General features: G+C 42.3%; 20 protein-coding genes and 1 pseudogene. 9 read left to right on the forward strand and 12 right to left on the reverse strand.

Features of this window, described 5'->3' with window-relative positions; genetic code table 11:
* A partial coding sequence (locus QUA42_RS12770) for an ISAs1 family transposase (protein ID WP_445301312.1) occupies positions 1-365 on the reverse strand: 365 nt, incomplete at its 3' end.
* Positions 337-594 carry a transposase family protein gene (locus tag QUA42_RS27750; RefSeq protein ID WP_445301313.1) on the reverse strand — a complete coding sequence of 86 codons (258 nt, stop codon included), beginning with the start codon at positions 592-594 and terminating at the stop codon, positions 337-339. The genes QUA42_RS27750 and QUA42_RS12770, both read right to left, overlap by 29 nt.
* 203 nt (positions 595-797) lie before the next feature.
* Here QUA42_RS27750 and QUA42_RS12775 point away from each other — a divergent pair, with 203 nt between their 5' ends.
* The 5 genes from QUA42_RS12775 to QUA42_RS12795 all read left to right on the forward strand — a co-directional run bounded on the left by QUA42_RS12775 (position 798) and on the right by QUA42_RS12795 (position 8389).
* Entirely contained in the window at positions 798-1004 is a 207-nt protein-coding gene (locus QUA42_RS12775; RefSeq protein ID WP_333137593.1) for a hypothetical protein, read from the forward strand.
* Between the two features lie 147 nt (positions 1005-1151).
* Complete coding sequence (locus QUA42_RS12780; RefSeq protein ID WP_333137594.1) at positions 1152-1580, forward strand: Uma2 family endonuclease; 429 nt, start codon at positions 1152-1154, stop codon at positions 1578-1580.
* 296 nt (positions 1581-1876) lie between these two features.
* Positions 1877-2284 carry a tetratricopeptide repeat protein gene (locus QUA42_RS12785; protein ID WP_333137595.1) on the forward strand — a complete coding sequence of 136 codons (408 nt, stop codon included), beginning with the start codon at positions 1877-1879 and terminating at the stop codon, positions 2282-2284.
* 39 nt (positions 2285-2323) lie between these two features.
* On the forward strand, positions 2324-4660 hold the full coding sequence (locus QUA42_RS12790) for a methyltransferase domain-containing protein (protein ID WP_333137596.1): 2337 nt from the start codon (positions 2324-2326) through the stop codon (positions 4658-4660).
* 75 nt (positions 4661-4735) lie between these two features.
* Entirely contained in the window at positions 4736-8389 is a 3654-nt protein-coding gene (locus tag QUA42_RS12795; protein ID WP_333137597.1) for an O-linked N-acetylglucosamine transferase family protein, read from the forward strand.
* Between the two features lie 60 nt (positions 8390-8449).
* Here the strand turns inward: QUA42_RS12795 and QUA42_RS12800 are convergent, their stop codons facing one another.
* The 5 genes and pseudogenes from QUA42_RS12800 to QUA42_RS12820 form a co-directional block, all read right to left on the reverse strand.
* Positions 8450-10030, reverse strand: a complete 1581-nt coding sequence (locus QUA42_RS12800; RefSeq protein ID WP_333137598.1) for a hypothetical protein — start codon at positions 10028-10030, stop codon at positions 8450-8452.
* A gap of 19 nt (positions 10031-10049) precedes the next feature.
* On the reverse strand, positions 10050-12281 hold the full coding sequence (locus QUA42_RS12805; RefSeq protein ID WP_333137599.1) for an O-linked N-acetylglucosamine transferase family protein: 2232 nt from the start codon (positions 12279-12281) through the stop codon (positions 10050-10052).
* Positions 12282-12403: 122 nt separating this feature from the next.
* The gene (locus QUA42_RS12810) at positions 12404-12940 is read right to left on the reverse strand and encodes a type IV pilin-like G/H family protein (RefSeq protein ID WP_333137600.1); all 537 of its coding nucleotides are present in this window, start codon (positions 12938-12940) and stop codon (positions 12404-12406) included.
* 107 nt (positions 12941-13047) lie between these two features.
* Positions 13048-14373 (reverse strand): class I SAM-dependent methyltransferase, encoded by a 1326-nt coding sequence (locus QUA42_RS12815; RefSeq protein ID WP_333137666.1) that lies wholly within the window; start codon positions 14371-14373, stop codon positions 13048-13050.
* Positions 14374-14637: 264 nt separating this feature from the next.
* A pseudogene (locus tag QUA42_RS12820) lies at positions 14638-15291 on the reverse strand (phytanoyl-CoA dioxygenase family protein); the annotation flags it as partial.
* A 590-nt stretch (positions 15292-15881) separates the two neighbouring features.
* Between QUA42_RS12820 and QUA42_RS12825 the strand changes: the two are divergent.
* The 3 genes from QUA42_RS12825 to QUA42_RS12835 all read left to right on the forward strand — a co-directional run bounded on the left by QUA42_RS12825 (position 15882) and on the right by QUA42_RS12835 (position 20144).
* Positions 15882-18056: an O-linked N-acetylglucosamine transferase family protein gene (locus QUA42_RS12825; protein ID WP_333137601.1), complete on the forward strand. Its 2175-nt coding sequence runs from the start codon at positions 15882-15884 to the stop codon at positions 18054-18056.
* A 131-nt stretch (positions 18057-18187) separates the two neighbouring features.
* The gene (locus tag QUA42_RS12830) at positions 18188-18805 is read left to right on the forward strand and encodes a Uma2 family endonuclease (protein ID WP_333137602.1); all 618 of its coding nucleotides are present in this window, start codon (positions 18188-18190) and stop codon (positions 18803-18805) included.
* Between the two features lie 163 nt (positions 18806-18968).
* The gene (locus tag QUA42_RS12835) at positions 18969-20144 is read left to right on the forward strand and encodes an AI-2E family transporter (protein WP_333137603.1); all 1176 of its coding nucleotides are present in this window, start codon (positions 18969-18971) and stop codon (positions 20142-20144) included.
* A gap of 97 nt (positions 20145-20241) precedes the next feature.
* Here the strand turns inward: QUA42_RS12835 and QUA42_RS12840 are convergent, their stop codons facing one another.
* On the reverse strand, positions 20242-20892 hold the full coding sequence (locus QUA42_RS12840) for a Uma2 family endonuclease (RefSeq protein ID WP_333137604.1): 651 nt from the start codon (positions 20890-20892) through the stop codon (positions 20242-20244).
* Positions 20893-21038: 146 nt separating this feature from the next.
* Between QUA42_RS12840 and QUA42_RS12845 the strand changes: the two genes are divergently transcribed.
* Positions 21039-22214 (forward strand): homocysteine biosynthesis protein, encoded by a 1176-nt coding sequence (locus QUA42_RS12845; protein ID WP_333137605.1) that lies wholly within the window; start codon positions 21039-21041, stop codon positions 22212-22214.
* Positions 22215-22472: 258 nt separating this feature from the next.
* Here QUA42_RS12845 and cobA read toward each other — a convergent pair whose 3' ends face one another.
* The 4 genes from cobA to QUA42_RS12865 all read right to left on the reverse strand — a co-directional run bounded on the left by cobA (position 22473) and on the right by QUA42_RS12865 (position 26694).
* Positions 22473-23282, reverse strand: coding sequence for a uroporphyrinogen-III C-methyltransferase (gene cobA, locus QUA42_RS12850; protein WP_333137606.1), 810 nt, complete (start codon positions 23280-23282; stop codon positions 22473-22475).
* Positions 23279-24022 carry a sirohydrochlorin chelatase gene (locus QUA42_RS12855; protein ID WP_333137607.1) on the reverse strand — a complete coding sequence of 248 codons (744 nt, stop codon included), beginning with the start codon at positions 24020-24022 and terminating at the stop codon, positions 23279-23281. Before QUA42_RS12855 ends, cobA begins: the two co-directional genes overlap by 4 nt.
* 266 nt (positions 24023-24288) lie before the next feature.
* Positions 24289-24972: a manganese catalase family protein gene (locus QUA42_RS12860; RefSeq protein ID WP_333036883.1), complete on the reverse strand. Its 684-nt coding sequence runs from the start codon at positions 24970-24972 to the stop codon at positions 24289-24291.
* A gap of 195 nt (positions 24973-25167) precedes the next feature.
* Positions 25168-26694: a serine/threonine-protein kinase gene (locus QUA42_RS12865; RefSeq protein WP_333137608.1), complete on the reverse strand. Its 1527-nt coding sequence runs from the start codon at positions 26692-26694 to the stop codon at positions 25168-25170.
* Between the last annotated feature and the right edge of the window lie 232 nt (positions 26695-26926).

Consider the following 26926-nt stretch of genomic DNA (forward strand, 5'->3'; position numbering starts at 1 on the left):
TAATCAGCTTGGGCGTGAGAAATTTGAGAGGCGATTGCTGTTTGTGTACCCATGGCATCAATCGTAATAATACATCCGGCTATGTCTAATAACTCTAATAATGCAGGAATTGCGGTAATTTCATTTGATTTATCTGCCACCTTTACTTGTCCTAAAACCAAACGATATTCGCTCGACCAGGCACTAACTAGATGTAAAGCGGATTTGCCTTGCCAAGAATCGTATGAGCCTTTAAGGGTCTTACCGTCAATGGGAATTACCTGCGCTCCTGCTACCTCAACTATTGATTCTATCCAACGTCGAAAGCATTGCTCAAATACTTTGGGATTAATGCGTTCACTCGACGAGTCGAAATGTATCCGCACTCGGGATACCTCCTGGTAAAGCTAAAAACTGCTCCAACCATTCACATTTACTTACTCCATAATTTTCCATGTCTTCCCATCCGTTACCCCCTGCAATCACTGACAATATTCCGATAATTAAAATATCTGTTAATACATGAACACGGGTTCTTGCTACACCGGGGTCTTTGATTTGGGCAAATACTAAGACCATTTTTTCTGTCAGTTCAGTTGCCTGAGCTATACTCAATTTTTTTGACCTTTTAATCCTGTGTTTTTCCGATGTGAAACCTGATGCCATAAGACCGACCTGCTAAGTAAGATAGAAACTTTGTACTCACCAGTCTACTAGATAACATCTCCGAGCCTCAAACGATATCTGTCATGATATAAATGTACCCAATAATCTGTATTTTTAACTACCAAATTAGATGCGCTTACCCTGGAGAATCAATGAGTTTATTTCTGGGGTTTTGGGAAGGTGAAAAATCTCAGAGAACCGGTTATTGGTTGCGCTGGTGGGATGGGAATGGCAATTTGCTGCTGTGGGGTGCCGAACGGGTGGAACCGGAACGCCAGCGCGCCGAAGAGGAACGCCAGAGGGCAGATCGACTAATGGCATACTTGAGAAGTCAGAGTATCGATCCTGATGGCATTTGAAGGTCGATCGATTTTAGATTTTAGATTGAATAATTGGGAATCAAGGAGCCAGAGCGATCGAGTTTAGAGTTTAGAGTTTAGATTTTCGATTGGGAATTAAGGAGCGCCATGAGTGCAACAACATTAGAATAAAAATTAGATCCGCCGTTGCTATTTCCAGGATTAAGCTGGGAACAATTCAAAACCTTAGAACCGATGCTGGATATACCAGGGGTTCGGCTGTCATTTTTAGATGGGATACTGGAGATTCAGAAAAAGGCTGGAAGAAAAGACGAAATAGCCAAGGGACGTATCGGTGCGTTGGTAGAAACATATTTGCTAAATGCAGGCTTCGGTTACACTCCAACTGGTTCATTGACATTAGAAAATGAATCGCGACAGGTGAAGTGTGAAGCAGACAAGTCTTACGAATTGGGTACTGACAGAGAACGTCCAGATTTAGCGATCGAAGTAGTCGTCACTAGCGGCGGAATTGATAAGCTAAAGCCTTACAAACGGCTGCAAATCCCTGAAGTCTGGTTTTGGGAAAACAGCCGACTGTCTCTATATGCTCTGAGACAGCAAGCATTGGCATAATTGTATTGCTCCCTGCGTTGAGTTGACAAGATTGGAGAAGTAAGTCGTCTGGACGCAGTATTTGCCGTACTGCTTTCGGGCGCGTCTTGGCAAAATTATAGGATAATTGTTACAAGCTCGGCCAGCTTGTGAACCTGACAACTGGTTGAATTTGCTTGACAAATATCGGTTGATGTGTATGAAGTGTTAGCGAAAATTTTAAATTGGGAGGCGCGATCGTTTTGCGCTCGAACTTGGGCAATCTACATATAGGCGCTCCTTGAGAGCCTGGAAAACAGAGACGCCAAGAGTTAGCAATGGAAAGCACACAGAAACAATCTAGCCCTCGTCCAGTTAATAAGGGCGATCGAATTAAGCAGATTTTTGCGTTCGTATCGATGGCTGGGTTTGCTGGTTCTGCGATTTTTGGTATGGTGAGTCTGTTCAGCAGCGGTTTGAGCAGCCAGCACCAACAAAAACCGGCGACTGCTGCTGTTTCCCAGGAATCTTTGCTGGCGGCGCAGGAACGGGGATATCAGACGGTTTTGCAGCGGGAACCTCAGAATCAGACGGCTCTTGAGGGGTTGGCAAATGTGCGGTTGCAGATGAATAATAAGGTGGGGGCGATCGAGCCTTTGGAGAAGTTGGTCAAGCTAAATCCTAACAGAGCTGATTATAAGGAGCTTTTAGGGCAGGCGCGACAGACAATAGAAGGAAAAAAATAGAGCTAATAGTTACAAGAAGTTATAAATTTACTATATTATATGGCACTTAAATGCAAAGTTTGCGAATCCGATGCCTATCATTTTGCCCAGGGTAAAGTTATAGGAAAATATGATGTAGATTATTTTCAATGTTCCAACTGCGGATTTGTTCAGACTGAGGAACCATACTGGTTAGACGAAGCTTATTCTCAGCCAATAGCGAGCAGTGATGTGGGCTTAGCGTTTAGAAATTTGTCATTTTCACAAATAACACAAAACTTATTATTTAACTTCTTTAATCATCAGTCAAGATTTCTCGACTACGGTGGCGGTTACGGTCTATTTGTCAGGCTGATGAGAGATGCGGGATTTGACTTTTACTGGCTAGACAAATTTTGTCAAAATATATTTTCTCAAGGATTTGAGATTGATGCAGCCGCAAATAACCAATTTGAATTAGTGACGGCGTTTGAAGTATTTGAGCATCTGGTTCACCCCATAGATGAGCTGGAAATTTTGTTAAAAAAATCCCGAAATATTTTATTGAGCACAGAATTGCTGCCAGAAAGCAATCCTAAACCTGATGAGTGGTGGTACTACGTGCTTCACGAAGGTCAGCACGTTTCTCTTTACACAGCTAAAGCTCTTTCTATAATTGCTACTAAATTTAATCTCAATTTCTACTCAAATGGTTCGTCTCTGCATTTACTAACAGAAAAACAATTGCCGGAAGATTTATTTCAAGAATTAGCAAAAGGAGAATTAGCGGCGGTTAATAAGGCGTCGCTTTTACAAAATGACTTCTTTAAAGCTGTTAGCAAAATTACTCATATTCAACAGCAAACAAAGATACAAATTGCTGAAATAGAAGAGAGCGGCGACTCGCGAAGCGGGTTAACCATCCTGATTGACGGTGTATTCTTTCAAATGTACCACACAGGAATTGCCCGTGTTTGGAGGTCGCTATTAGAAGAATGGACAGAAAATGGTTTTGCCAAGCACATAATTGTATTGGATAGGGTGGGTACCTCGCCAAAAGTTCCGGGAATTAGGTATTGTACCGTCCCTGCTTATGATTATAGTAAAACTGAGGCCGACCGGGAAATGTTACAGCAAGTATGTGATGAAACTGGTGCGGACTTATTTATATCCACTTACTACACAACACCCCTGTCAACGGCCTCTGTATTCATGGCTTATGACATGATTCCCGAAGTGGTGGGAGCAAATTTTCATGAACCCATGTGGAAGGAAAAACATCATGCTATCCGCCATGCTTCTGCTTATATAGCAATTTCTGAAAATACAGCCAGAGACTTAGCAAAGTTTTTCCCAGAAGTTGCTCCTAAGTCTGTAACGGTAGCTCAATGTGGAGTTCAAAGTCTTTTTTCACTGGCTAGTCAAGAAAATATTAAGGGTTTTAAAAATAAATATGGTATCTCCAAACCCTACTTTATTTCAGTAGGTGGAGGCGCTAATTATAAAAATAGTATCTTGTTTTTTAAAGCTTTTGCTCAACTTGCCAGCAAACAAGGCTTTGAAATAGTATGTACAGGGAGTGGAGTTTTATTAGAAGGAGAGTTGAGAAATTATACTTCAGGTACTGTAGTTCACAAACTTCAACTTGATGATGAGGAATTGAGATTAGCTTATGCCGGTGCTGTGGCACTGGTTTATCCATCGAAATATGAAGGATTTGGGTTGCCCGTACTGGAGTCGATAGCCTGCGGTTGTCCAGTCATTACTTGTCCTAATTCTTCTCTTCCAGAAGTTGCAGGCGTAGCGGCATTATATGTGAATGATGATGATGTTGAGGGATTGGCTAATGCCCTTTGCGAGGTACAAAAACCCAAGATTCGCAACTCATTAATTGCGGCTGGGTTGGAACAAGCCAAAAAGTTCTCTTGGTCAAAAATGGCGAAAACGGTTAGTTCAGCGCTGATTGACCAAACTCTAGTGCGTTTAAACTTGAAAGAGATTAATCTAATTGTTTTTCCAGATTGGACGCAGCCAGAAGAGTCTCTTGGTTTAGAATTGGAACGAGTGGTGAGAGCGATCGCAACTCACCCCGACAAAAGCAAGATGACTCTATTAGTAGACAGCAGCGATATTTCTGACGAAGATGCTAATCTTGTTTTATCAAGCGTAGCGATGAATCTTTTAATGGAAGAAGATTTAGATGTTTCTGATGGGCCGGAAATTTCACTGATTGGACAGTTGAGCGAAATTCAGTGGTCAGTTCTGATGCCGCGCCTGAATGGGAGAATTGTATTGGAAAATGAAAATAGACAGGCGATCGCTCAAATTGCCGTCCCAAATATTCCATCATTTAAACTCAACATTTTTTGCAACAAAAATCTTGTTCCATTAGAATCAGGAGGATGGGAGCTAAAATAGTGTAACTTTTCTTCCATAGCAAAGAGAGGCGAACCGTCGCCAAGTAAATAATCTAAAATTAAGGATGAAATTTGTATGGACGTTCAAAAATTTATCAACCATCTTCCTAGTTATTATAATAACTGGAATCTCCCATCTGTACAGCCGAAATCTCTGCGCTTTAGGGAGATCCTTGAACAAGTTGAGGGAATGACAACGCCCAATATTATGCAATTGCTCAACTTGGCAGTAGACTGCATGGAACCAGAGGAAGTCTATTGTGAGATTGGTTGCTTGCGGGGAGCTAGTTTAATCGGTGCTCTCCTTAATCATCCAGATTGTATGGCTTATGCCATAGATAATTTCTCTGAATTTGACGCTTCAGGTCAAAACTTAGAAAGATTGACCAATAGTTTATATGAATTTAATCTAGAGGAGCAAGTATTTTTTTGTAATCAAGACTTTGAGGAGTTTTTTGGGGAACTGCAAAAGATAGGACTGGATGAAAAAATTGGTGTTTATTTTTATGATGCTAGTTATGACTACCGTTCTCAAATATTAGGCTTACTTTTAGTAAAGCCTTTTCTGGCCGACAAAGCCCTAATTGTTTTAGGTAATGCTAACTCAGACCAAGTTCAGCAGGCTATCTTAGATTTTACATTAACTAATCCTCAATATCAACTTGTCCTTAATTTGCCAACAGCAAAATTTTTTGAGGAGACGTTTTGGAATGGCATCTCTATTTTCAGTTGGGACAAAAATAGGATTCATAATGATCCCGATTTTAAATATAGTTCCAATACTCAATCTGTCATTGAAACTCTGAGAAAAACTCAGTTATATCAGCATAAAGAATCAGTGAGTGGTCTATTCACAGAAGCCGCATTATTAACTCATGGTCATAGATATGCGGAGGCAGAAAAAAAGTATAAATTAATATTGCTTTATGAAAGCAATAATGCTGCTGCTTGGATGAATTTGGGAATTATTTATTATCAGACTGAAAGATATCAAGCAGCAATTGATACCCTAGCCAAATCTTTGGAACTTGATCCATCAAAATCTATGGTTTATTATAGCTTGGGCTTAGCTTTAGAAAAAGCCTCTCATTATCAGCAAGCAATTGAGGCTTATCGACAGACGATTGAGCTTAATCCCAAACATATTGACGCTTATAATAATCTTGGAAATATTTTGCTTAAAATAGGACAAATTCAAGAATCAGAAAATATCTATCGTCAAGCAATTCAAGAAACTCCCGATGATTTTGGCAGCTATCAAAATTTAGGCAACTTGCTTATGATTAATAGCAATTGGGATGAAGCGATTGAGTTTTATCTAAAAGCTTTGACTCTCAAGCCTCGCGATCCTGACATTCTTAATAATTTAGGATTAGCGTATGAAGCTCAAGGAGAAAAAGCCTTATCCTTGAGTTATTTTGGTTATTCTTGCTATCGCCAAGGTAATTATGAAGAAACTGTACAATATTTTCAAGCTTTATTAGAGACTAATCAATATATAGAACCCAACAATTATCTTTTTCTGGCAAGTGCTTTAAATGAAATAAACCGGGTAGAAGAAAGTCTGAATATTATTCAACAAGGCATTAGGCATTATCCTAATGAGACAGCATTTTACCACCTAATGATTAATATTTTGAATGAAAATGGTTGTATTCAAGAAGCAATTGCAAGTGCAAAAGAAGCATTAATTTGTAACCCCGATGACTTCTATATTTACATGATAAACCAATTGATCTTGCCATCATTTTATGAAAATTATGAGCAAATAGTATTTTCACGTCAGCAATTCATTCAAGGACTGCAAAATGTCATCAATAGAATTAAGCTAGACTGTGCAGAAGATAGAAAAAGTGCCTTAGTCGCTACGAGCAGCCATGTAAATTTTTACCTATCTTATCAAGGTAAAAACGACCGAGAATTACAAGAAAAGTACGGCAAGTTTATTCATAAAATTATGGCATCTAACTATCCTGCATGGGTAAATCCTGTACAGATGCCGCCGATTGCAAACAATGGTAAAATTCGGATTGGCTATATTTCTGATGCAATTGGTAATACCAGTGCAGCTAAATGGATGTTAGGGTGGCTAAAAGATTGCGACAGAGACAAGTTTGAAATTTTCTGTTACCATACAGCTTCCTACGTAGGTAAAGATTCTACCACTCAACAAATTAGGTTATCAAGTGATTTTTTTTATTACATACCTGACAACTTAGAAGCGACTTGTCAGCAAATATTTAAAGATCAGTTGCATATCCTAGTATTTTTAGCCATTGGAATGTGGGCACCTACAACCCAATTGGCCTCCCTACGTTTGGCTCCTATTCAATGTAGTACCTGGGGACATCCAGTGACTTCTGGACTACCAACTATTGATTACTTTTTATCTGGTGACTTGCTCGAACCCCACAATGCTCAAGAACACTATACTGAACAGTTAGTTCGGCTACCCAATCTGGGGATTTCCTATCAAAAACCCTTTATTCCCAAACCAACTAAAACTCGTTCTGATTTTCAGCTTCGCAATAATGCTGTTATCTATCTATCTTGTCAATTGAATTTTAAATATTTACCTCAGCATGATTATATTTTTGTCGAAATAGTTCGGCGAGTTCCCCAAGCTCAGCTTGTATTTTTGTTTCGAGCGAAATTTTTAAATAACGCCTCTAAAGCTCAAGAAACAAAATTCCGCCAGCGGTTACAGAAAGTCTTTGCTGAAGTTAATTTGAATAGCGAGGATTATTGTGTATTTTTGCCTAGTCAAAATTGGGAAAGTTATATCAGTCTCCTGTTAAATTCAGATGTTTTTCTGGATACCTTAAGTTTTTCAGGGGGTCATACCACTTTTGATGCTGTTGCCTGTAATTTACCTATTGTGACTTCTCCGGGTGAATTCATGCGAGGTCGTCAGTCCTATGGAATCCTGAAAATGTTAAGGGTGACAGATACTATTGCCGAAAACGAAGTTGACTATATTGAAATTGCGGTTAAGTTGGGATTAGACCCGCAATGGCGACGGAATATTTCGCAGCAGATGAGTGAGCGTCACACTAATCTTTATGAAGACAAAACCTGTGTTAAGGCTCTTGAGCAATTCTATGAACAAGTTGTGCAAGAAAGGTTAAAGCAACAAGAAACAGTAACCTCGGCATTGCCAAAAGCTCTATTCCAAAATACCTCACTTAAGAAGATACTTCATGTTGGCTGTGGGCCTTATTATCCAAATAGTTTACCTGAAACCTTTCCTACCAATGAATGGGAAGAGGTGCGACTGGATATTGACCCGGCTGTGAGGCCGGATATCATTGGCTCAATCATAGATATGAGTGCTGTACCTAGCGAGTCAGTTGATGCCGTCTATTCATCCCACAATGTGGAGCACGTTTATTATCATCAAGTACCGCTTGTTCTAGCAGAATTTCACCGCGTTTTAAAGCCAGAAGGCTTTGCCATGATTCTTGTGCCAGATATCGAGATAGTAGCTGAGGCAGTAGCTAAGGGCAACTTAGAAGAATCTCCTTTGTATATTTCTCCTGCTGGCCCGATTGCTGCGATTGATATTTTTTATGGTCTTAGGAAAGCAATTGCTACTGGCAATTACTACATGGCTCACCATACAGCATTCACAGCCCAGAGCCTTGAGGGAAAAATGCAGCAAGCTGGTTTCCGCAATTTAGAGGTGCGACGAGAAAACTTTAATATTATCGCCATAGGATATAAGTTGTAGCACCATTCTCAGGATCAGTATCCAATAACACATAGGCAATTCCTAAATTTAAAATTCTATCTACTTCTTACAGTAAAGGAAAATTTTAGTATTTTTATTTAAGTTTCGATTAAAATTCCCAAATTCATACTCCTCAAACTTATTCCTTAGAAACCAAGATGAGTTACGTAAAAATATATCCTTTTGGTAGGGGAAAAGCACAACGCATTGGACATCATTTTTATTTTGAACCCGCTCCAGATTTTGATGCTCATAAAAGCTTTCTACTTTTTGAAAGAAGAAATTATTTTTGTTCACATAGCTGTGGAAATATAAATTATTTCTATTTGATACATAATTAAGATATTTCTTGAGTGAAAAACTCCATTCATAGGAAAGATGAGGGTTTGAAACAATTAAAATTCGATCGTTTACCTTAATCTTGGCTTCTATTGTTCGCAGTAAAGCAGTGGTAGATTTCCCTTCCTTAGCAAAGGTATGAGCAGCATCCCAAGCTACAGTTAAGTTAAAACTTAAAGAAATCATTATTAATAATAAAATTAACTTAGCTGCAACTTGATAAGTTTTATTCAGATAATTGTAGAGACTTATTATTAAAAAAGAATAACCTAAAATTCCGGGAAATGTGTATCGTTGAACAATTCCCGACTTAGCATAAAGCAATACTTGAGGTACTGCAACTAAGAAAAGTAAAATAATAGGAAAATATAAAACGTTTACAATCTGAGGTAAGGAGTAAGAATAAGGGGGTTTAATCGTTAACCTAATTCCTATGAAGCAGGCTAATATTATCCACCAATAACCAGCCTGGCTTAAATTTTGAGTAGCACTGATGGTTCTGGAAATACTAAATCCCTCAACACCAGCATATCCAATCTCAGGAGTTAGCCCAATATAAAATTTTACTAATAAAAGCTCAACCGTAAAAAATAAGCCTAAAATAAATATAAATAAACTATTTTTCTTAAGAGATTCATGCCATACCAAAGTTTTGAGATGATAAGACAGCCATACTTTTATCAAAGCTATAGCTGGAATCACAAGGATAAAACTTTCTTTGGACAAAGACATTATTAAAACTAAAAAAACAAATAAAATTTCATATAAACTTTTATATTTACTAGATAGTTCACTCAGTGCAGCAAATACTAAAGCCGCCGCTAGCAAGAATGTACCTATTGTTTCCGCAGGCCCAAGTTGCCACCATATCGCTGATTGTGCGCCTAACGTTGTTAAAAATGAAAATAGTAGTGCCTCACTTATTGAAAATCTTATCAGTTGGCAAAATATAAATAGGAAAAAAGTAGTCAAAACCCCTAACATTCCCGTATAAAATGACCACCACCCGAAGTTAACTCCTAGTAATCTTGTGGCCAGGATTCTATGAACATAATAAAAAGGTCGGAACCTTCCAGTTAGCAAATCATTGTGAATCCATTGACTAGTTACTTGAAAAATACCCAGTTTTTGAACAGTTAAATTATAGTTAATATGAGTTATTTCATGGTCATCAGTAAAGTGATATCCCGAAAACAACGAACCACTGGCGCTCAAAATGAAAAACCAAAATATTAATATAAACAGAAATACACTTAGGTAATTATACTTCTTGAAAAAGCTAATAGAATCAGATATTTTCACACTCACTTACCTTGCTCAACTACCTCTTCTCCATATATATCTGCCACATTTGCTCATAAGCATTCTCCATCTCACGGGCAAACTGCTTGCCATTCCACAGAGGAGAAGTTAGCCTTGACTGTCGCAATTTCCAGCTAATTTGTTGTCGCAAAACCGCATCTTTACCCAGCCTAACCCCCCACTCCACATATTGATCATCAGTCCAAGCAATCCCCTCCGTTACTCCCACATTCATCATCATTGTGTAACTATTTCGTGCAGAAAATTGTTCACCTACCCGCGTCACAAGAGGGATACACATCCAGAGAGTTTCGAGAGTAGTTGTAGCACCGTTATAAGGATAAGTATCCAGCACAACATCAGCAATACCTAAATTAGCTCGGTGAATCGCTTCTGTAGGGTCTTGCGGCAAAAATCGCAATCTATCCATCTTCACACCCTCTTCCTCCGCTAACTGATTAAAGAAACTTTTAAGCGATTCTTCGCCAGCCCCACCCTTAATTAAAAAATAACTATTAGGAACTTCAGCAACAATTTTCATCTGTAGTCGCGCCGTCTCTGGATGCCTTTTGTAGCCTACTTGAGAACTCATATATACAACAGCATCACTGGGAATACTCAAATCCTCGCGTCGCAGAGTGGGTACATCCATCTCAAAACCATCTACACCTATATAAGTATGAGGTAAGCGCCAAATTTTTTCGCTGTAATAATCCTCAGCAGACTCCGGTAAAACATAAGGATCGGCAATGAAGTAATCAATAGCAGGTAATCCGGAAGCATCCCAACCTAGCCAAGTAACTTGAATAGGTGCAGGTTTAAGTCCCAACACCTCGCAATTCAAATCTAAGGTTGTACTATCTAAATCAATTAAAATATCAACCTCATCTTGAGATATTTGATCGGCCATTTCAAATGGATAGAAACTGCCTTGAAAAGCCCGATCAGCCTGCTGACTATACCAGTCTTCTAACGAGTCATATATCGGTTTTTTTCTATAAGCCATAAAATATGAATTAATTTGAAAACGATCGCGATCGTGATACTGAAACAACCATCGTGCTAACCAGCCCACCGAGTGCATTCCGAAGCAATGAGATAGATAGCCTATTTTCAATTTTTTAGAGGCAATACCACTGCTTTTATTAACTAAATGGCGCTTTTGGTAGCGCTCTACCTGTTCCTGACCATAAACTTCAATATTAGCTTGGCATAGCGCTGCCACTTGATTTTGAATTTGTCTATTATTTCTGGCGTTATCCTGCAAGTAGGGAAAAAAGAAGGTGCTAGTAAACAGACTGACAACGGTGTAGGAACTCAAGGACCTGGGCTGTTGAGCTATCAGCATTTCTAGCTGGGATTTATGCTGCTCAATCAGCAAACATACCTCTTCCCAATAGCCAACAGCCCCCATTAATCCGCGCAAAACTTTATGATTAGCACAAACTTTATCGTATAGTTCCTCTGCCAAAGAGTAGCACAACTTTGCTACTTCTATACCCTCATCATATTGTCGAGCGTTTTGGTAAAAACTAGCCAAATGATGCAAAAAACTCAACCGATGACTATGTTCCAGACTTTCAGGATCTAAACGACGACAGATTTCAAGAAAACGAGCTGCTAAATGTGGGGACGAGTTAGCAATATTTATAGACGTTATCACTATCAAATGAACAAAGACTTCCAACTCGCGGATATGAGCTACAGAGACCGATGCAAATGCTAGGGATGATGGGTGAAAAGGAGCATAATCTAAAACACTCTTCAACACTTGCATCAATAGGTCCAAATCTAATGGTATTAATAGCTCCCGATCTAACAGTTCTATCACGCCTAAAGCACTTAATTCATCTCCCCTATAATTCTCCAGCAGGATAGACAAACCAATTAAATGCAACAGGTTATTAATGTCTTCTGGCGTAATTTCCCTAATATGTTGGCGGATTGTCCAAGCCATTGCATAGTTTTCGAGAGTTACTTGCCGATGGGCTTCCTGTTGCAGCACCAGTAACAATTCGCCTGTCCAAATTTCAACCTGTTCTGGCTCCCCCTCCGCCATACCTAGTAGCCAAGTCGTCTGAGCTTCTGCCTCTTGCCCCTGCAACAGCAACATCAATCCCAAATGCCAGTAATGAGACTTGATGTCCGGCTCCGCTTCAATTGCCTGCTCATACAAATGCTCTGCTTGAGGGTAATTGCCTCCTAGCAGGAATTTCTCAGCTTGTTGTTGCCAATCGATAGGCTCAGTCAATGGGTATTTAGGCGTCATAGTTACTATAATTCATCCCACAGCTTAAATCTGTGGGATGAACTCGTGGGCAAATGTGAAATTTTCAACCGAGAAAGGCAAAAGACACTTTTCTGATACCTTGTTTACTTGCTTACTGGGTCGCTATCGGCAGCATTACACACTAGGTTATTAGCAGCCACGCTCACAGCAGCAAGAGCAGTTGTTTGAGTAACTTTAGTTACGCACAATACTGCCACAGTGCTTGTTTCACTCGTAGTAGCATTTTGAGTCAAACCTACAGTTCCCGTATAAGCTCTCAGTGCTTTGACGATAGGTACTCCTTGATGACCCATTTCGTTAGCATTGCTCTGAGTTCCGCTGATTTCGTATTTGAAGTTAGTAGTTTGAGTTTTGATGCCAATTCCTAAACCATCAACAGTAGTTGCAAAGCCTCCTGCTTCCCCGAATTTAGCTTGCTGAGCTCGGTTCATAGAACCCGTGTACTGCTTAGCTTCTGATTCCTTAGCTTTATTAGCTTGGTTCAAGAAGGAAGGCAAAGCAATAGCAGACAAAATACCGATAATGATGATAACAACCAACAGTTCAATTAGCGTGAAACCCTTATCCTGTCTTTTTTTGTTGAGGTGTTGCAGGAATCTGGCTTTAAATTCAGTCTTCATGGTTTGTTTCTCCTAGAGGCGTGTGATGCTTGATTTCTAACTCGTACACTTAACTTACCCACTTTCGCTGGCTTTCATATCAACATCGGTTTTTTTTTTTTTACAAATCAAGCCGATCGCTCCAAAAGCACATACATAAAGGATTCCAGCCTAGTCAAGAGTTCCTTGACTTGCTCAAAGGCCGTCGCCTCACTTACAGACTCTAGGGTGACGGGATGCAGGGGTGTGACTTTCAGCCACCGAGCCACTAGAGACCGCATAGGCTGCGCTCCCTCCCAAAGTGGTAGCAGACAAGCAGCCATGTTACTCTCTATCACGATAGGCATTAGAGTTGGCAAAGGCACATAACGACTAATGTCAAAGGGTTTGTGACTGGTGATGCAGTTGAGTAAGTCTTCTTTAGACTGGGAATTTTTCAACTGAGGGTGAAGATGTACCTTAGCATCCTGCCAGTCAGAGAGAGTCCATGCAGGAACTGGCAAAAATTGCTGCTCTTGGTTGGCATGACCGCACCAAAAGTCAATCAAACGATGAATGGGATGTAATAATTCAAACAAGTGCAGTCTATCTTCCACAGAAATTTCTGGCAAGCTCATTTCCAGAAACGCGGGTAAGTTATTTGCATCTTTGAATAAATCCGTCACTTCCCAATGCCGCCAATTCACCATGCTAATTAATTCCAAATTAGCGGCTCTCAAGGTGGCAAAAGCTTCGGGAATGGTGTAGCCTTTATCACCTTGTAATAAATAATTCATCAGCACCCAATCGTCCTTTTGGGACAATTCAGTATGCCAGGTTTTTGCTTTCAACATGACTGTATCGTCCAAAGCTTTTATTATTTCTCGGACTAATTCAATTTCCAATTCTTCGGGATTTTGATCCATTAATCCCATCGTTTTGAAAAGAGTCTGAGCTTGATACATCAACGCTCTCTGTCGTGAACTGTGGAGGTTAGTACGGATAATTCCACGAGGCTTCAAAACAGACTTCATCGCTTGCAAACCCCCCACAGGGTCAGGCATGAGATAAAGAACTTCATCATTATTTATATAGTCAAATTCGATGTTTAAACTCGATACTTGTTCTATTGGCAGTGCGTAAAACTCTACATTTTCAAAGCCATAGTATTGTAAACGCTGCTGAGCTACTTTAACCGATTCTTCTGAAAGATCGATGCCAACTATTTTAGCTCCTGGATTAGCTTCTGCTAAAACTAATGACTTGTATCCACTCCCGCAGCCGGCATCCAAAATAACTTTACCTTCAGTATTTAAAACTATTTGATTCCTTAAATAGTAAGCTGTTGCGATATTATGAAAAAATAAAGCCTGATAGTCGTTCTTTGGAGATTTTTCTAGGGGAGTTCTAGGATAGCGAACCTTATCGAATTGCTGACAAATTTTCTCTCTTGTATCTAATTCTTGATTTTCCATTATAGAGTTGTCTCGCTTCTTAATTGAGGGTAGTAGATATTTATTTTCCAGTTCTGTAGCAACTTCTGCCATCTCCTCGGACAAGGGATACATATGATTGTACTGAAGGATTTGCTTCCCGATCAAGCCCAAACGCTGATTAAAATTTGGGGGATTAGATGGGTCAAGCAGTGGAGTTTTGTATGGCTCAACGTCACTTCGCTGAAATTCAAAAGCCAAGCTTATGCGTGGATGAGGCGCTCTTTCGCTGCTGCGGCCTCCCCAGTGCAATACCGCGTGATTCCAACACAAAACAGAACCCGCAGTTGCGGGCAATGCACGAATATCTTGAAAGTTGATACTTTCCTTTTTTTCACCTTTTTGGACCTTACCGCCATAATTAGGATCGAAAGGAGCTGGGAGGATGTACATACATCCATTCAGCGGGATGGCATCGCTGAGGGGAATCCATATTGTTACACACTTAGGCATCCCGTCTGGCAAAAGAGTGTTGCCAGTGTTGTCGCGATGTGGCTGCCATCCTTTTTCAGCATTCGTCGTGTCGATGTACCAACCCCAAAAAGCGGGCAACTGTCGATACTCCTGGCCGAGGATAACTGATAATATCTGAGACAATCGATTAAAGGTATGCCAAAACTCATCGTAAATGAACCCGAATGGGACAGGCCAGGCTGACTCTCGCAGTTTTTCAATGCCAGCGGCCATGCGCGAAATCTCTGCTTCAGACAAAAATGAATCGATTTGAAAGTAGCCCTCATTCTTGAGATTGAACAACAGTTTTTCCATCTGTTCTTGCTCAACTGAAAGAATACTTCCAGATAGTGAAGTAAAATCTTCACCTACACTTAGCTGGGGATTTAGGCTTTTCCAATAGTCTGGATTTTGAGCTTGCTCTAAAAAAGTTTTGACACTAATCATCGGTTTTGGCTGTGAGTCCCTGAGTTGACGACTTATAATTTATCAATTTTGCCGGCAAGATGCTTGGCTTGCTTAAACGATGATCGCCAGCAACAAGGTATGCTCTTGCTGAGTTAGGTTAAGGAAGGAAATCTCTGTTATGGGAACCTACGTTTAAACAGAAGCTTACCCAAAATTTTCATAAATATTATCAACACCCTCCCCACGACTGAGCGCACTTTTCCCCAAACCCCACAGGGCACAACTGCAGCGACTTGGCATAATAGTGAGGGTCAATATTTCCAGCCCGCGGAAAAACAGATTATACAACCAACTACCACGTCCATGAACACCAACATCAGCCCCATCCTCAAAGTATTCACCCTATCTGCGGCCCTTTCCCTCGCCATCAAGTACGCAGGGCCTAGCTTATCCATCCCCTCTACCGACCTCAACGCCCTCATTGCCGTCTTTACCCCCAGTATCATCTTAGCTGCTATCCTCGGCTGGCGATCACGCCAACAGCCAAGATAGGGGATGGAGGGCGATCGCGCCCAAAGACGAGTTAAATTAAATCAGGGGCGATCGAACATTCACACCAAAACCCCTCCATGCCTAGCAATATAGATGAGACAGACAATCACATGGATCTAGCAACCTTAAATCTCAAACCCTTAAATTTGCTGATTTTTCCTGATTGGAACCAACCAGAAGAATCTCTTTATTTAGAGTTAGAACTAATGATTAGGAGTCTGGTAAGTCATCCCGATCGCGATTTCCTAACTCTTTTAATAGATATGAGCGAACCTTTAGAAAAGTCAGAGTTAGATGCCAATCTAATTTTATCAGCGATTGTGATGAATCTTTTCATGGAAGAAGATTTAGATACTAGCTGCGAACCAGAAATTATTTTATTAGAAAACCTCAATCGAAGCCAGTGGCAGAATATTTTGCCACAGATTCAATATCGAATTAAGTTGAATGCGGAAAATCACCAAGCAATAGCAGAGTCTGGAACCGCAGAAATTCCAGTAGTGGAACAGGAACAACTTAACGATATAACTGTTGATTCCCAAGCATTAGCGTTGAGAGAATTCGGCAACCAACTCTATCGTCAAGGAAGATACGAAGCTGCCATTAAACACTATCAAAGGTTTTTAGTATCCCAAATAGGAGATATAGAACTGTATGGTAACTTAAGCGAGTGTTTAAGAAACCTCAACAGAATCGAAGAAGCGATCGGGATTCTTGAATCAGGCATCCACTATTACCCAACAGCAGGACAACTGCACTTTCTAATCATCAAAATTTTCCAGCAAAACGGACGCACTCAAGAAGCTATATCAAGTGCAGAAAGAGCAACGAAAATACTGCCCCATGAATATGTTTTTCAACTATTCAAACACTTAACATTGCCGATTGTTTATAACACATCACATGAAATCCTATTTTACAGCGAAAGATTTGTCCAAGGATTAGAAAATTTAATTCAGCAAACCTCCCTAAAAACTCCCGAAGACAAAATTAATGCTTTGCGGGGTTTTAGTAGTTTCACTAATTTTTACCTAGCATATCAGGCTCACAATGTTGTGGAATCGCAATCAAAGTATGCTAATTTACTCCATCAAGTTATGGCCGCTAACTATTCGCAGTGGGTGCAACCGCAATCAATGCCTCCACTGCTGGAAAATGGCAAAATTAGAGTCGGTTATATTTCTAGTTATTTGCATTCTTACAGTGGCACTTTATGGTTGACTGGCTGGTTGCGTTATTGCAACCACCAACAATTTGAAATTTACTGTTACTATACGGGGAACGATCCAGATCCAATTACAGAACAATTTCGCCAATACAGCGATCGATTTCGCCACATTCCTCACAACCTAGAAGGCGTATGCCAACAAATTATTGATGATAAATTGCATATTCTTGTCTTCCCGGAAATTGGCATGGACGCACCAACTATACAAATAGCAGCTTTGCGCCTTGCCCCCGTGCAATGTTCGGCGTGGGGACATCCTGTCACGTCGGGTTTACCGACGATTGATTATTTTATTTCTAGTGAATTGATGGAACCGGAAAATGCACAAGTGCACTACTCAGAAACCTTAATTAAGTTGCCGAATATTGGCGTTGCCTACCCAAAACCAACCGTCGGTAAATTAAACAACAGTCGCTTAGATTTTGACCTCAGAGAAGATGCAGTAATTTATTTATGCTGCCAAGCCCCTTTCAAATACTTACCGCAATATGATTTCATTTTAACAGAAATTGCCCGCCGCGTTCCGCAAGCTCAGTTTATCTTTCCTCGCGGCGAACTGCTGCGGGAACGGCTAAAGAATGCTTTTGCTGCTGTTAATCTCGATAGCGAAGATTACTGTCTATTCCGAACTATTCCAACTCGACAAGATTACATAGCAATTAACTTTCTTTCCGATATTTTCTTAGATACTTTCACTTGGTCGGGGGGGAATACATCTTTAGAGGCGATCGCTTGCAATTTACCCATAGTAACTTGTCCGGGAGAATTTATGCGGGGACTTCATGCTTATAGCTTTCTCAAAAGGCTGGGAGTAACAGACACAATCGCCAAAAATGAAGAAGAATATATTCAAATAGCTGTCAAGTTGGGTATAGATTCAAAGTGGCGCCGAGACATTGCACAACGCATGAGTCAGCGACAAGGTGATCTGTTTGACGATAAAGTTTGCGTGACAGCTTTAGAGACTTTTTATCAAGAAGTTGTTCGAGAAAGACTTGAAGGTAACAAGAATTCTATAGGTTAGGGCGATCGCGCCAACAGCAGCAGTAGAGACGCCATCAAAAAGTGCGATCGCTACTTGGTCTAAAGACTGTGTTTTTGCCCAAATCTTAATTCCCCGTACAGCTTATAACAACCAAAGTTGAGGCACTCACAATGATTCAAAGCATAACAGAATTAGTAACATTCGATAAATTCATTGACTGGTATCCTGAAAATTCAGAACACCACTACGAACTACACAATGGAGAAATTGTTGAGATGCCAAAAGCAACAGGCAAACATTCTAAATTGACGGGTTTTCTTGTAGCAGATCTATACTTTGAAATCCGAAGGCTACAACTGCCATATTTTATCCCCAAAGAATGCGTCATCAAACCAGTGTGCGAAGAATCCGGCTATGAGCCAGATATTATTGTACTTAAGGAACAAATCATTGGAAACGAGCCGCGATGGGAGAAATCATCAATTATCACAATGGGTACATCAGTCCCTCTAATCGTCGAGGTAACTAGCACTAATTGGGGGGATGATTATGCCCTAAAGCTTGAGGCATATGAGTCAATGGGTATTCAAGAATATTGGATTATAGACTATCTAGGATTGGGCGGCAGACGGTTTATTGGCAACCCCAAGCAACCAACCTTTTCGGTTTACCAACTAATTGACGGGGAATACCAAGTCAAACTGTTCCGAGGGGGCGAGTGTATTGAGTCCCCAACTTTCCCAGAATTGAAGCTGCCAGCACAGCAGGGGCTCGCAAAAGGGAACTGAGGAGACTGCTTATGCTGAGGTTCGAGTAGGTATCTGATTAAAGAGGTGATCGCGCGCATCTGCTGTATCTTGTATAGAGGCGATTCATCGCGTCTGGGGAGCAGAGCAATTAACAACCAGCCATTCCCAATACCCTATTCCTTAATCTAAAATCTAAAATCTAATGAAGCTAGGACAGTGGATGGGCTTATTAGCCCTCATCGCATCTTGTTACATCCTGTGGCAAATCAGGCAGGCCCTACTGCTGCTATTTGCCGCCGTCGTCTTAGCCACAGCCTTAAACAGACTAGCACGCTACTTGCAAAAATTCGGACTCAAAAGATCGATCGCCGTACTGTTATCAGTTAGTTTCCTAGTCCTCATCTTCGTAGGATTATTCCTAATCATTGTACCACCCTTTGCCCAACAGTTTCAACAACTTACCCAAAGAGCCCCTCAAGGAATAGCAAAATTAAATGAGTGGATCGATCAGATTGAAGCTCGCTTTTCTGGACAAATGGGTCAGCGACTGCCGAATCTTGATATTAACGATATTATCCAACAGCTACAACCCCTATTCAACCAACTCGTCGGCGGTGCAGGAGCTTTTGTAGGCAACACATTAGGTGTTATTCTCAGCTTTTTGCTAGTCATAGTTTTGACATTGATGACATTAGCAGAACCTCTCTCTTACCGCAAAGCATTTATACAACTTTTTCCCTCTTTTTATCGGCGGCGAATCGATGGCATCTTAGATGAATGCGAAATAGCGCTCGGTCGATGGGTAATCGGTGCTTTAATTAGCATGAGCGTCATCACTTTCCTGAGTTTAATTGGTTTGTCAGTATTGCAGGTTCCCCTAGCTCTAGCTCACGCTGTTTTAGCCGGCTTGCTGAACTTAATACCCAATATCGGGCCCGGTTTGAGCGTGATTCCTCCAGTGACGATCGCACTTTTAGACTCGCCGTTAAAATCCGGTTTTGTGCTCATCCTCTACTTTCTAATTCAACAATTTGAAAGCAACCTCCTCACCCCTTACGTCATGGCACAGCAAGTATCACTGCTGCCAGCAGTAACATTAATAGCTCAAGTATTCTTCGCCACCTTCTTTGGATTTTTAGGCTTATTGCTAGCTCTCCCCCTCACCGTTGTAGCTCAAGTTTGGATTAGGGAAGCCCTCATTAAAGATATTCTAAACCAGTGGAGTGCCAGTCCTAAAACCTTAGCAGCAATCGATTCTGCTATCAATGAAAAACATGAATCTCTAGGAGTCACCGAAACCCTGCAAGAAAAATATTTACCAGAACAGAAACCCAACATCCCGGATCATGCTGAAAATGAGGCTCATGACAATCAATAGTTAAGGTTCATAATGACTTCACTCCTGATTAATTCCCCGTTGTAGGACAGTACTATTCACTACAAATGTAGGAAAAATGTGGTACGAACACCCTCAACTAACTATCTTCAAGCATCGCATTTTCTACCGTATCTCTGCCGACGCTAAAAATTTGTTGCACACTCAAATTCAACTGCCCAAATGTTGGTGACACAACCCGATCACTACCCCGAAACTGACTGACTTGATACTCACAGTCAATCAACTGGTAAACAGAAAAAGTAGGTTGTTTAGGATTGCCAATATAGCGTCGCCCGCCAAGTCCCAAATAGTCCGCAATCCAGTATTCAGAAATGCCCAAAGCTTCGTAGTCAACCAATTTGTAGCCGTAATCATCCCGCCAATTGGTACTGACAACTTCGACAATTAGCCGGACAGAACTCCCCATTGTAATGATAGATTCCTTTTTCCATCTCGGTTCGCTGTCCGTCCCTTGCCTGTCCAAAACGATGGCATCCGGTTCATAACCAGATAACTCATTATCAGCTTTGACAACGCATTCCTTGGGAACGAAGTAGGGCAACCCTAGCCTCTCGATTTCAATCCCTAGCTTCAGGGAGAGGAAGTCGGCTACTTCTGAATGTTCTCCGGTTGCTTTAGGAATCTGAACAATAGCTCCATTGTGCAGTTCGTAACGGTTTTCAGAATTTTCAGGATACCAGTCAATAAATTCATCGAAGGTGACTGGTTTTAATATCGCTTGAGTCATGGCGCTCACTCTTTATTTTATTTATAATATAATCCTGATATCAGTTATAGCATTTTGCTGTGTTATCAAACCGAGGTCGATCGCCAAAACAGCATTCGCTCACTCAACATTCCATCACACTAAAATCTAAAATCTAAAATAGTCTTATGCGATCGATCGACCAAATCAACGAGAAAATCAGCCAGGGCAAAGCCACAGTCTGGACAATCGAAGAACTCAAAACTAGAGTTCAAGAAACCAGCATTACCCAAGCAGCCAAAGAAGTCGATGTGATTACCACCGGCACCTTCGAGCCGATGGAATCCTCGGGTGCAATCATCAACCTCGGCCATACCGACCCGCCCATAAAAATCCGCCAGTGCTGGCTAGACGGCGTTTTAGCCTACTCGGGCTTCGGGGCAGTAGACCTGTACCTGGGAGCCACCCAAGTAGCCGAAGACGGCGAAGAATCCCGCGAACGGGGCGGCGGACACGTCATCGAAGACCTGATTGCCGGGAAACCCGTGCAGTTGCGCGCCTTGGGGCAAGTAACAGACTGCTACCCCCGCGCCTCCTTTGAAACCACGATTACCCGCGATACAATCAACCAGTTTTATTTATTCAATCCCCGCAACGCATATCAAAACTTTATTGTTGGCGTCAACGGGGGCGATCGCCCGCTGTTCACCTACCTCGGTCCCCTGCAACCAAACCTCGGCAACGCCGTCTACTCGAACCTTGGAGCCATGTCTCCCCTCCTAAACGACCCCGACCTCGAAATCATCGGCATCGGCACCCGCATCTTTCTAGGAGGCGCTCAGGGCTACATCACCTGGGAAGGAACCCAGCACTTCCCGCTGCAAAAACGCCAGCCCAACCGCACCCCCATCGGCCCGGCCGCCACCCTCGCACTCATCGGCGACGCGAAACAGATGAACTCGAAATGGGTGCGCGGCTGCTACTTCAAAAACTACGGCCCATCCCTGATGCTGGGAGTCGGCATCCCGTTTCCCGTCTTAAACGAAACAGTCGTCGCCCACTGTGCAGTATCAGACAAAAAAATAGTAGCGCCGGTGGTAGATTTCTCTATCCCCCGGCGCGTTCGTCCCACATTTGGTTTAGTCAGCTATGCTCAATTAAAGACTGGTCGCATCCTGATAGAGGGCAAACCTGTTCGGGCCGCCCCCCTTGCGAGTATGTTTCTCTCCCGCGAAGTAGCATTGGAATTGAAGCAGCAAATTGAAGCGGGTCAATTTACCCTCACGGCCCCAGTTGCTCCCCTACCCACCGACAGAGTATTTCTCCCGCAAGATTTGTGGGGGGCCCAAGTGAGGCTGGAATAGACACCTCCTAGACTAAAGTCACCTTTGTGCAACACCCATAATAGAGCGCGAAAGCAAACGCTTAAGAGTGAGCAATGACATAAATATGTCATTGATGCGTCCAGGAATGACATCGGAATGACATCGAGGGTGCGATTGTCCCCCAGGAATGACATCGGAATGACATCGAGGGTGCAATTGTCCCCGGTGGCGAGCCACCTTAGAGGAAGGGAAATCAAAGCGATCGAAATTAGATCGGTTCTGACCCAATTTTCCCGCTTATTCTACAGTCTGAGAAACTGGCCGACAGCCAGACAATATCGAGTGTAAATTGACAACATTTCCGATGACCGCGATCGCAGGTGCTGCAAATCCGACCGCCTCAACTTGCTCTACAATTGTACCCAAAGTCCCGATCAATTCTTCTTGTTCCGGCCGCGTTCCCCAGCGCACTAACGCTATGGGCGTTTCTGCACTCAATCCTGCATCTATTAACTGGCCGATAATGTAAGGCAAATTATGGATTCCCATGTATACTACAATGGTTTCCGAGCCACGGGCGATCGCCTGCCAATTTACTTCCGGTCGATATTTTCCCGCTGATTCGTGACCGGTGACAAAGGTGACAGAGGAACTGTACGATCGGTGTGTTAAAGGAATTCCCGCATACGCAGGGGCCGCAATCCCAGAAGTTACACCGGGGACGACTTCTACTGAAACTCCAGCTTTTACCAACTCTTCCATTTCTTCGCCGCCGCGGCCGAAAATAAATGGATCGCCGCCTTTGAGACGAACTACGATCGCATTATCTCCAGCTTTTTCTATCATTAACTGAGTTGTTTCGTCCTGCATTAACGAGTGGCGGCCTTTGCGTTTTCCGGCATCAATTCGTTCTGCTTGGGGGTTGATTGCTGCCAAAATTTGAGGGCTGACTAAAGCGTCGTAAATCACCACATCCGCGCATTCTAACAGAGCTTTTCCCTTCAAGGTCATCAAACCCGGATCTCCGGGTCCCGCACCTACTAAATACACTTTTCCTAAAGACATTTTTCTTTCTTCCTTGACCTCTTCTTTGCCTCTGCGGTTCATTTTTGAATTAAATTCCCAATTAAGTCTGCTAATTGTACACTTGGGCCTAGAGGATTTGCGAGATGAAGTTCCGCCGCAGGAAATTGCTGCTTTAGCTGTGCGACATTTTTGGCTATCGCATCTGTAATTCCTCCATTAAATAAGAAGTATGGCACAATCCCTATTTGCTGCTGTCCACCACGAACCAAACTGTCAATTTGCTCTTCCAAACTCGGCTTTACCGACCAATAAGCTGTCAGCGCACCGAGTTTGCTAGCGATTTCCTCAACTGTCGAGTTACCTCCGGGGCGACGGCTGCCGTGAGATAATAAAATCCATTTTGGCAATAGCAGATTGGGGAGAAAAGTCACCTCTTCCATCTGACTTTTTACCAATTTTGTTAAGCCTGCTTCCTGGGAACCTAAATGCGGGCGCAATGCAATTTTTAGCTTGTCACCAAAAGTTTGTTGGGCAATTTCCACCTCTGCCGGTATGTCTTCGGCGACGTGAACTCCCGGCAATAAAAATACAGGCAGTATTTGCAATTCTGTCAGTCCCAGCGACAGGGTACGTTCGCCAAAACTGCAAATTTGTTCGTGCAGTGGTGCGGGCCCAAGTTCTAAGGTGGCGGTTGCTACTGCGGGGAACGAGTCAGCCAAATTTTGAGACAGCAGTTGACCTAGGTTTTCCAAAGCTAGTTGGGGTCTGGGGTCGCGGCTGCCGTGAGAGACTAATAAATAGGTGGATGAGCGCAATTTCAATATGGATTTGATGTTAATGTTCGATCGGGATTTCAAATAATTGTAACACCGTAGGGCGCGTGACTTGAAAAATACTCAACCCTCAACAGGAAGCTTCCGAGTCGCGCACCTCTAACAACTAAAGCAAAGTACCCAGCTTGAAAATTACTCAACACAGGGCTTAAATCTTCTAAGCCGCGCACCTTACAAAAGAAGGTGCGCGGCTTAAAAATTACTTAATACAGGGCTTAAATATTCTAAGCCACAAACCCTAAACAACTCTCAAATTAACCTTTTGGAGCGGGATCGGCAATGTATTGGAAAGTAGGTTCTGAGTTCCAAGGACCTCGTTCATCCTTGCCATTTGTTGACAAGTTAAAGTAGAGATCCACAGTGGAATCTGGCGGAATATTACCGAACAGCGGATCGGTGAGTTTACCCAACGCTTCGAGAGCTTTCATGAACATTTCAGTGTGAGAAATTTCGCGAGTCAGCAGAAAGTGCAGCGTCTTTTTCGTTCCCATATCCGGTGCTAGTTTAATCAACTCTTCGTAGGTTTGGCGAGCTCCTGCTTCCGCACCGATATTAGCGCGTAAATCGCGCACTACATCGCCACCTTCGTTGACATAAGCACCCGTCCAAGCTTGACCTTGGCTATCCAGCAAGTGCGGACCTACACCGCGCACCGCAAACAAAGTGCTTTTATAAGCTTCTGTTTGGTCAACGTTTTTTGTGTGCATTTCGATGAGTTTGCCCACCATTTCTAAGTGGCTGAATTCTTCTATTGCAATATCTTGGAGCATATCCTTAATCCCTGCATCTTCACAGTGAAAGGACTGGACCCAGTATTGCAGAGCTGCTGTGAGTTCTCCGGTTGCTCCGCCAAACTGTTCTAGGAGCAATTGGGCAAAACGGGGGTTGGCTTCGTCTACTGTCACCGCAGCCATTAATTGTTTTTTGTGAAAAAACATGGATCGATACCTCTTTTAATTCTGTTGTTACAGTCTCTGGATTGCAGACTTGTAGCTGTGTTCACCTTCAGCATCCATTGTGCGACAAGCGATCGCACCGAACCTCGGTCGCTGGTTACATCTAACGCGACAAATTTCTCTACTTTCAGGTAGAGTTTAAATATGAAATTTTACTTAGTGAGTCGGTAGACCAAATTACAATTTAGGAGCAAGATTATTGTCGCACTCGGTTAATTTTGCTGACAGGGCATCGAGATGCCGCAGCCACTGAATGCCACCAACCCAATTGCGAGAGGGGAGGTGTCCGATTGGTGGTTGCTGACTAAATTTAATCTGTCCTAAAGTAGTAGCAGAATTGTAGGTTTGCCAGTTGACCAGATCGCAAAATCTGATATAGTCTCCCTTAACGCTTTCATAAATCTGCTTTTGGACGCTGAAGCCAAACCGACCTTGACTGTAGCGCAACCAAAGGCGATCGAGTGTTTGCAAATCTTCGCAGGGGATCTGGTAAATTTGGCTAATTTCTAGCTGAGTTCCGGGTGGCTGGGAAAGAGATTGACACATCAAGCCCCAAGTTTCGCGATCGGCTTCTTTCCATTTTTTGTTACACAAAAAATCGCGCAGTTTGGTATAATCTACTCCCCGTCCAGAAATTAGGGCTTGATCGAGATTGGAAGTAACAGATAAGGAAAAAGTTTCTGCGGAATTGGCGACGTATTTTGTCGGTAAAATGGGAGAATCAGAAGTTTGTAGCGTGCTGATATCGCTTGAGTTGTCGCTATTACTGAGAGCAGGAGCGAGCGGCGTTTTGGGTGAAAGCAAATTTTGATGACGAATATCTAAAGCTGCTTTGATATCTTGCAAAACTTCCGTAGCAAAACTGTACCGCTGAGTGAGACGAGTTTGCAGCAGTTTATCTAAAATTTCGCCTAACTCATCGCTAAGACTCGTGGCTTTGGGGAGAAACTCGCGCCACCACCAGCGCTCGTTGTCGCAGTCGTACATATCCAAGGGAGGAACTTGCGTCATTAGGCGAATGCAAGTAACACCTAAACTGTAAAGGTCGCTAGCAGGAAATACTTTGCCGCGCATTTGTTCGGGAGCTACATAATCTTGACTGCCAATGAGCGTTGCTGGAAGAAGCATGGCTGAATCAGTCAGCAGTTTGGCAATGCCGAAATCGATTAAAACGAGTTTGTTGTCCGATTGCCGGCGGATAATATTTTCTGGTTTGATATCGCGGTGAATGATGCGCTTGTCATGGATAAATTGCAGCACCGGCAATAAGTCTTGCAGCAGTTGCCAAATTTGATTTTCATCGTAGGCACTCTTGTCTAATTCTTGTTTAAGAGTCGGCCCGTCTATAAACTCTTGAACTAAATAAATATGACCTTCTTGTTCAAAGCACGCTAATAATGTGGGGATTTGGGGGTGTTTTCGGAGTTCGTCTAAACGGACGGCTTCTTGCCGAAATAATTCAACAGCTTTGTTGAAAATTTCGGGGTCGCGGTCGTAAAAATAAAATTGCTTGACTGCACAGCGGGGTAGAGATGGGATATCCTCATCAATGGCTAGGAAAGTTTTACCGAATCCGCCTCTACCTAAAAGTTCAATCGGGCGATATCGCTGTCTCAACAACAGGTTAAAGCCGCAGTTTAAGCAAAATTTAGCGGTGTTGGAGTTTTGAGGATTTTGACAGTCGGGGTTGACACAGTAGCTCATATCGGTTTTAGATTTTAGATTTTAGATTTTAGATTGCAAAGAAGACTTTTTTTTAAACGAACCGCGAAGATGCGAAGCGGCGCGAAGGAAGAGGGATGGTTGATAACTCATGCGGTGTGGGATAAGCTGTCCCGCTTCTTGCGTTGGATTTTTCGGGCGGGCGGGACACCCCACAAGCATTTCATCGGAGATTTTGCACCATTCTCAATAAGGCTTTTAGGGGCAGGATGCC

Origin of the sequence: Microcoleus sp. Pol11C2 (assembly GCF_036701505.1) — a bacterium.
GTDB lineage: Bacteria > Cyanobacteriota > Cyanobacteriia > Cyanobacteriales > Microcoleaceae > Microcoleus.

Coding starts and splice junctions, on each gene's coding strand:
- QUA42_RS12835 (WP_333137603.1), top strand. CDS start 18,969: ATGAAGCTAGGACAGTGGATGGGCTTATTAGCCCTCATCGCATCTTGT.
- QUA42_RS12785 (WP_333137595.1), top strand. CDS start 1,877: ATGGAAAGCACACAGAAACAATCTAGCCCTCGTCCAGTTAATAAGGGC.
- QUA42_RS12845 (WP_333137605.1), top strand. CDS start 21,039: ATGCGATCGATCGACCAAATCAACGAGAAAATCAGCCAGGGCAAAGCC.
- QUA42_RS12815 (WP_333137666.1), bottom strand. CDS start 14,373: ATGGAAAATCAAGAATTAGATACAAGAGAGAAAATTTGTCAGCAATTC.
- QUA42_RS12810 (WP_333137600.1), bottom strand. CDS start 12,940: ATGAAGACTGAATTTAAAGCCAGATTCCTGCAACACCTCAACAAAAAA.
- QUA42_RS12825 (WP_333137601.1), top strand. CDS start 15,882: ATGCCTAGCAATATAGATGAGACAGACAATCACATGGATCTAGCAACC.
- QUA42_RS12830 (WP_333137602.1), top strand. CDS start 18,188: ATGATTCAAAGCATAACAGAATTAGTAACATTCGATAAATTCATTGAC.
- cobA (WP_333137606.1), bottom strand. CDS start 23,282: ATGAACCGCAGAGGCAAAGAAGAGGTCAAGGAAGAAAGAAAAATGTCT.
- QUA42_RS12790 (WP_333137596.1), top strand. CDS start 2,324: ATGGCACTTAAATGCAAAGTTTGCGAATCCGATGCCTATCATTTTGCC.
- QUA42_RS12840 (WP_333137604.1), bottom strand. CDS start 20,892: ATGACTCAAGCGATATTAAAACCAGTCACCTTCGATGAATTTATTGAC.
- QUA42_RS12860 (WP_333036883.1), bottom strand. CDS start 24,972: ATGTTTTTTCACAAAAAACAATTAATGGCTGCGGTGACAGTAGACGAA.
- QUA42_RS12795 (WP_333137597.1), top strand. CDS start 4,736: ATGGACGTTCAAAAATTTATCAACCATCTTCCTAGTTATTATAATAAC.
- QUA42_RS12775 (WP_333137593.1), top strand. CDS start 798: ATGAGTTTATTTCTGGGGTTTTGGGAAGGTGAAAAATCTCAGAGAACC.
- QUA42_RS12865 (WP_333137608.1), bottom strand. CDS start 26,694: ATGAGCTACTGTGTCAACCCCGACTGTCAAAATCCTCAAAACTCCAAC.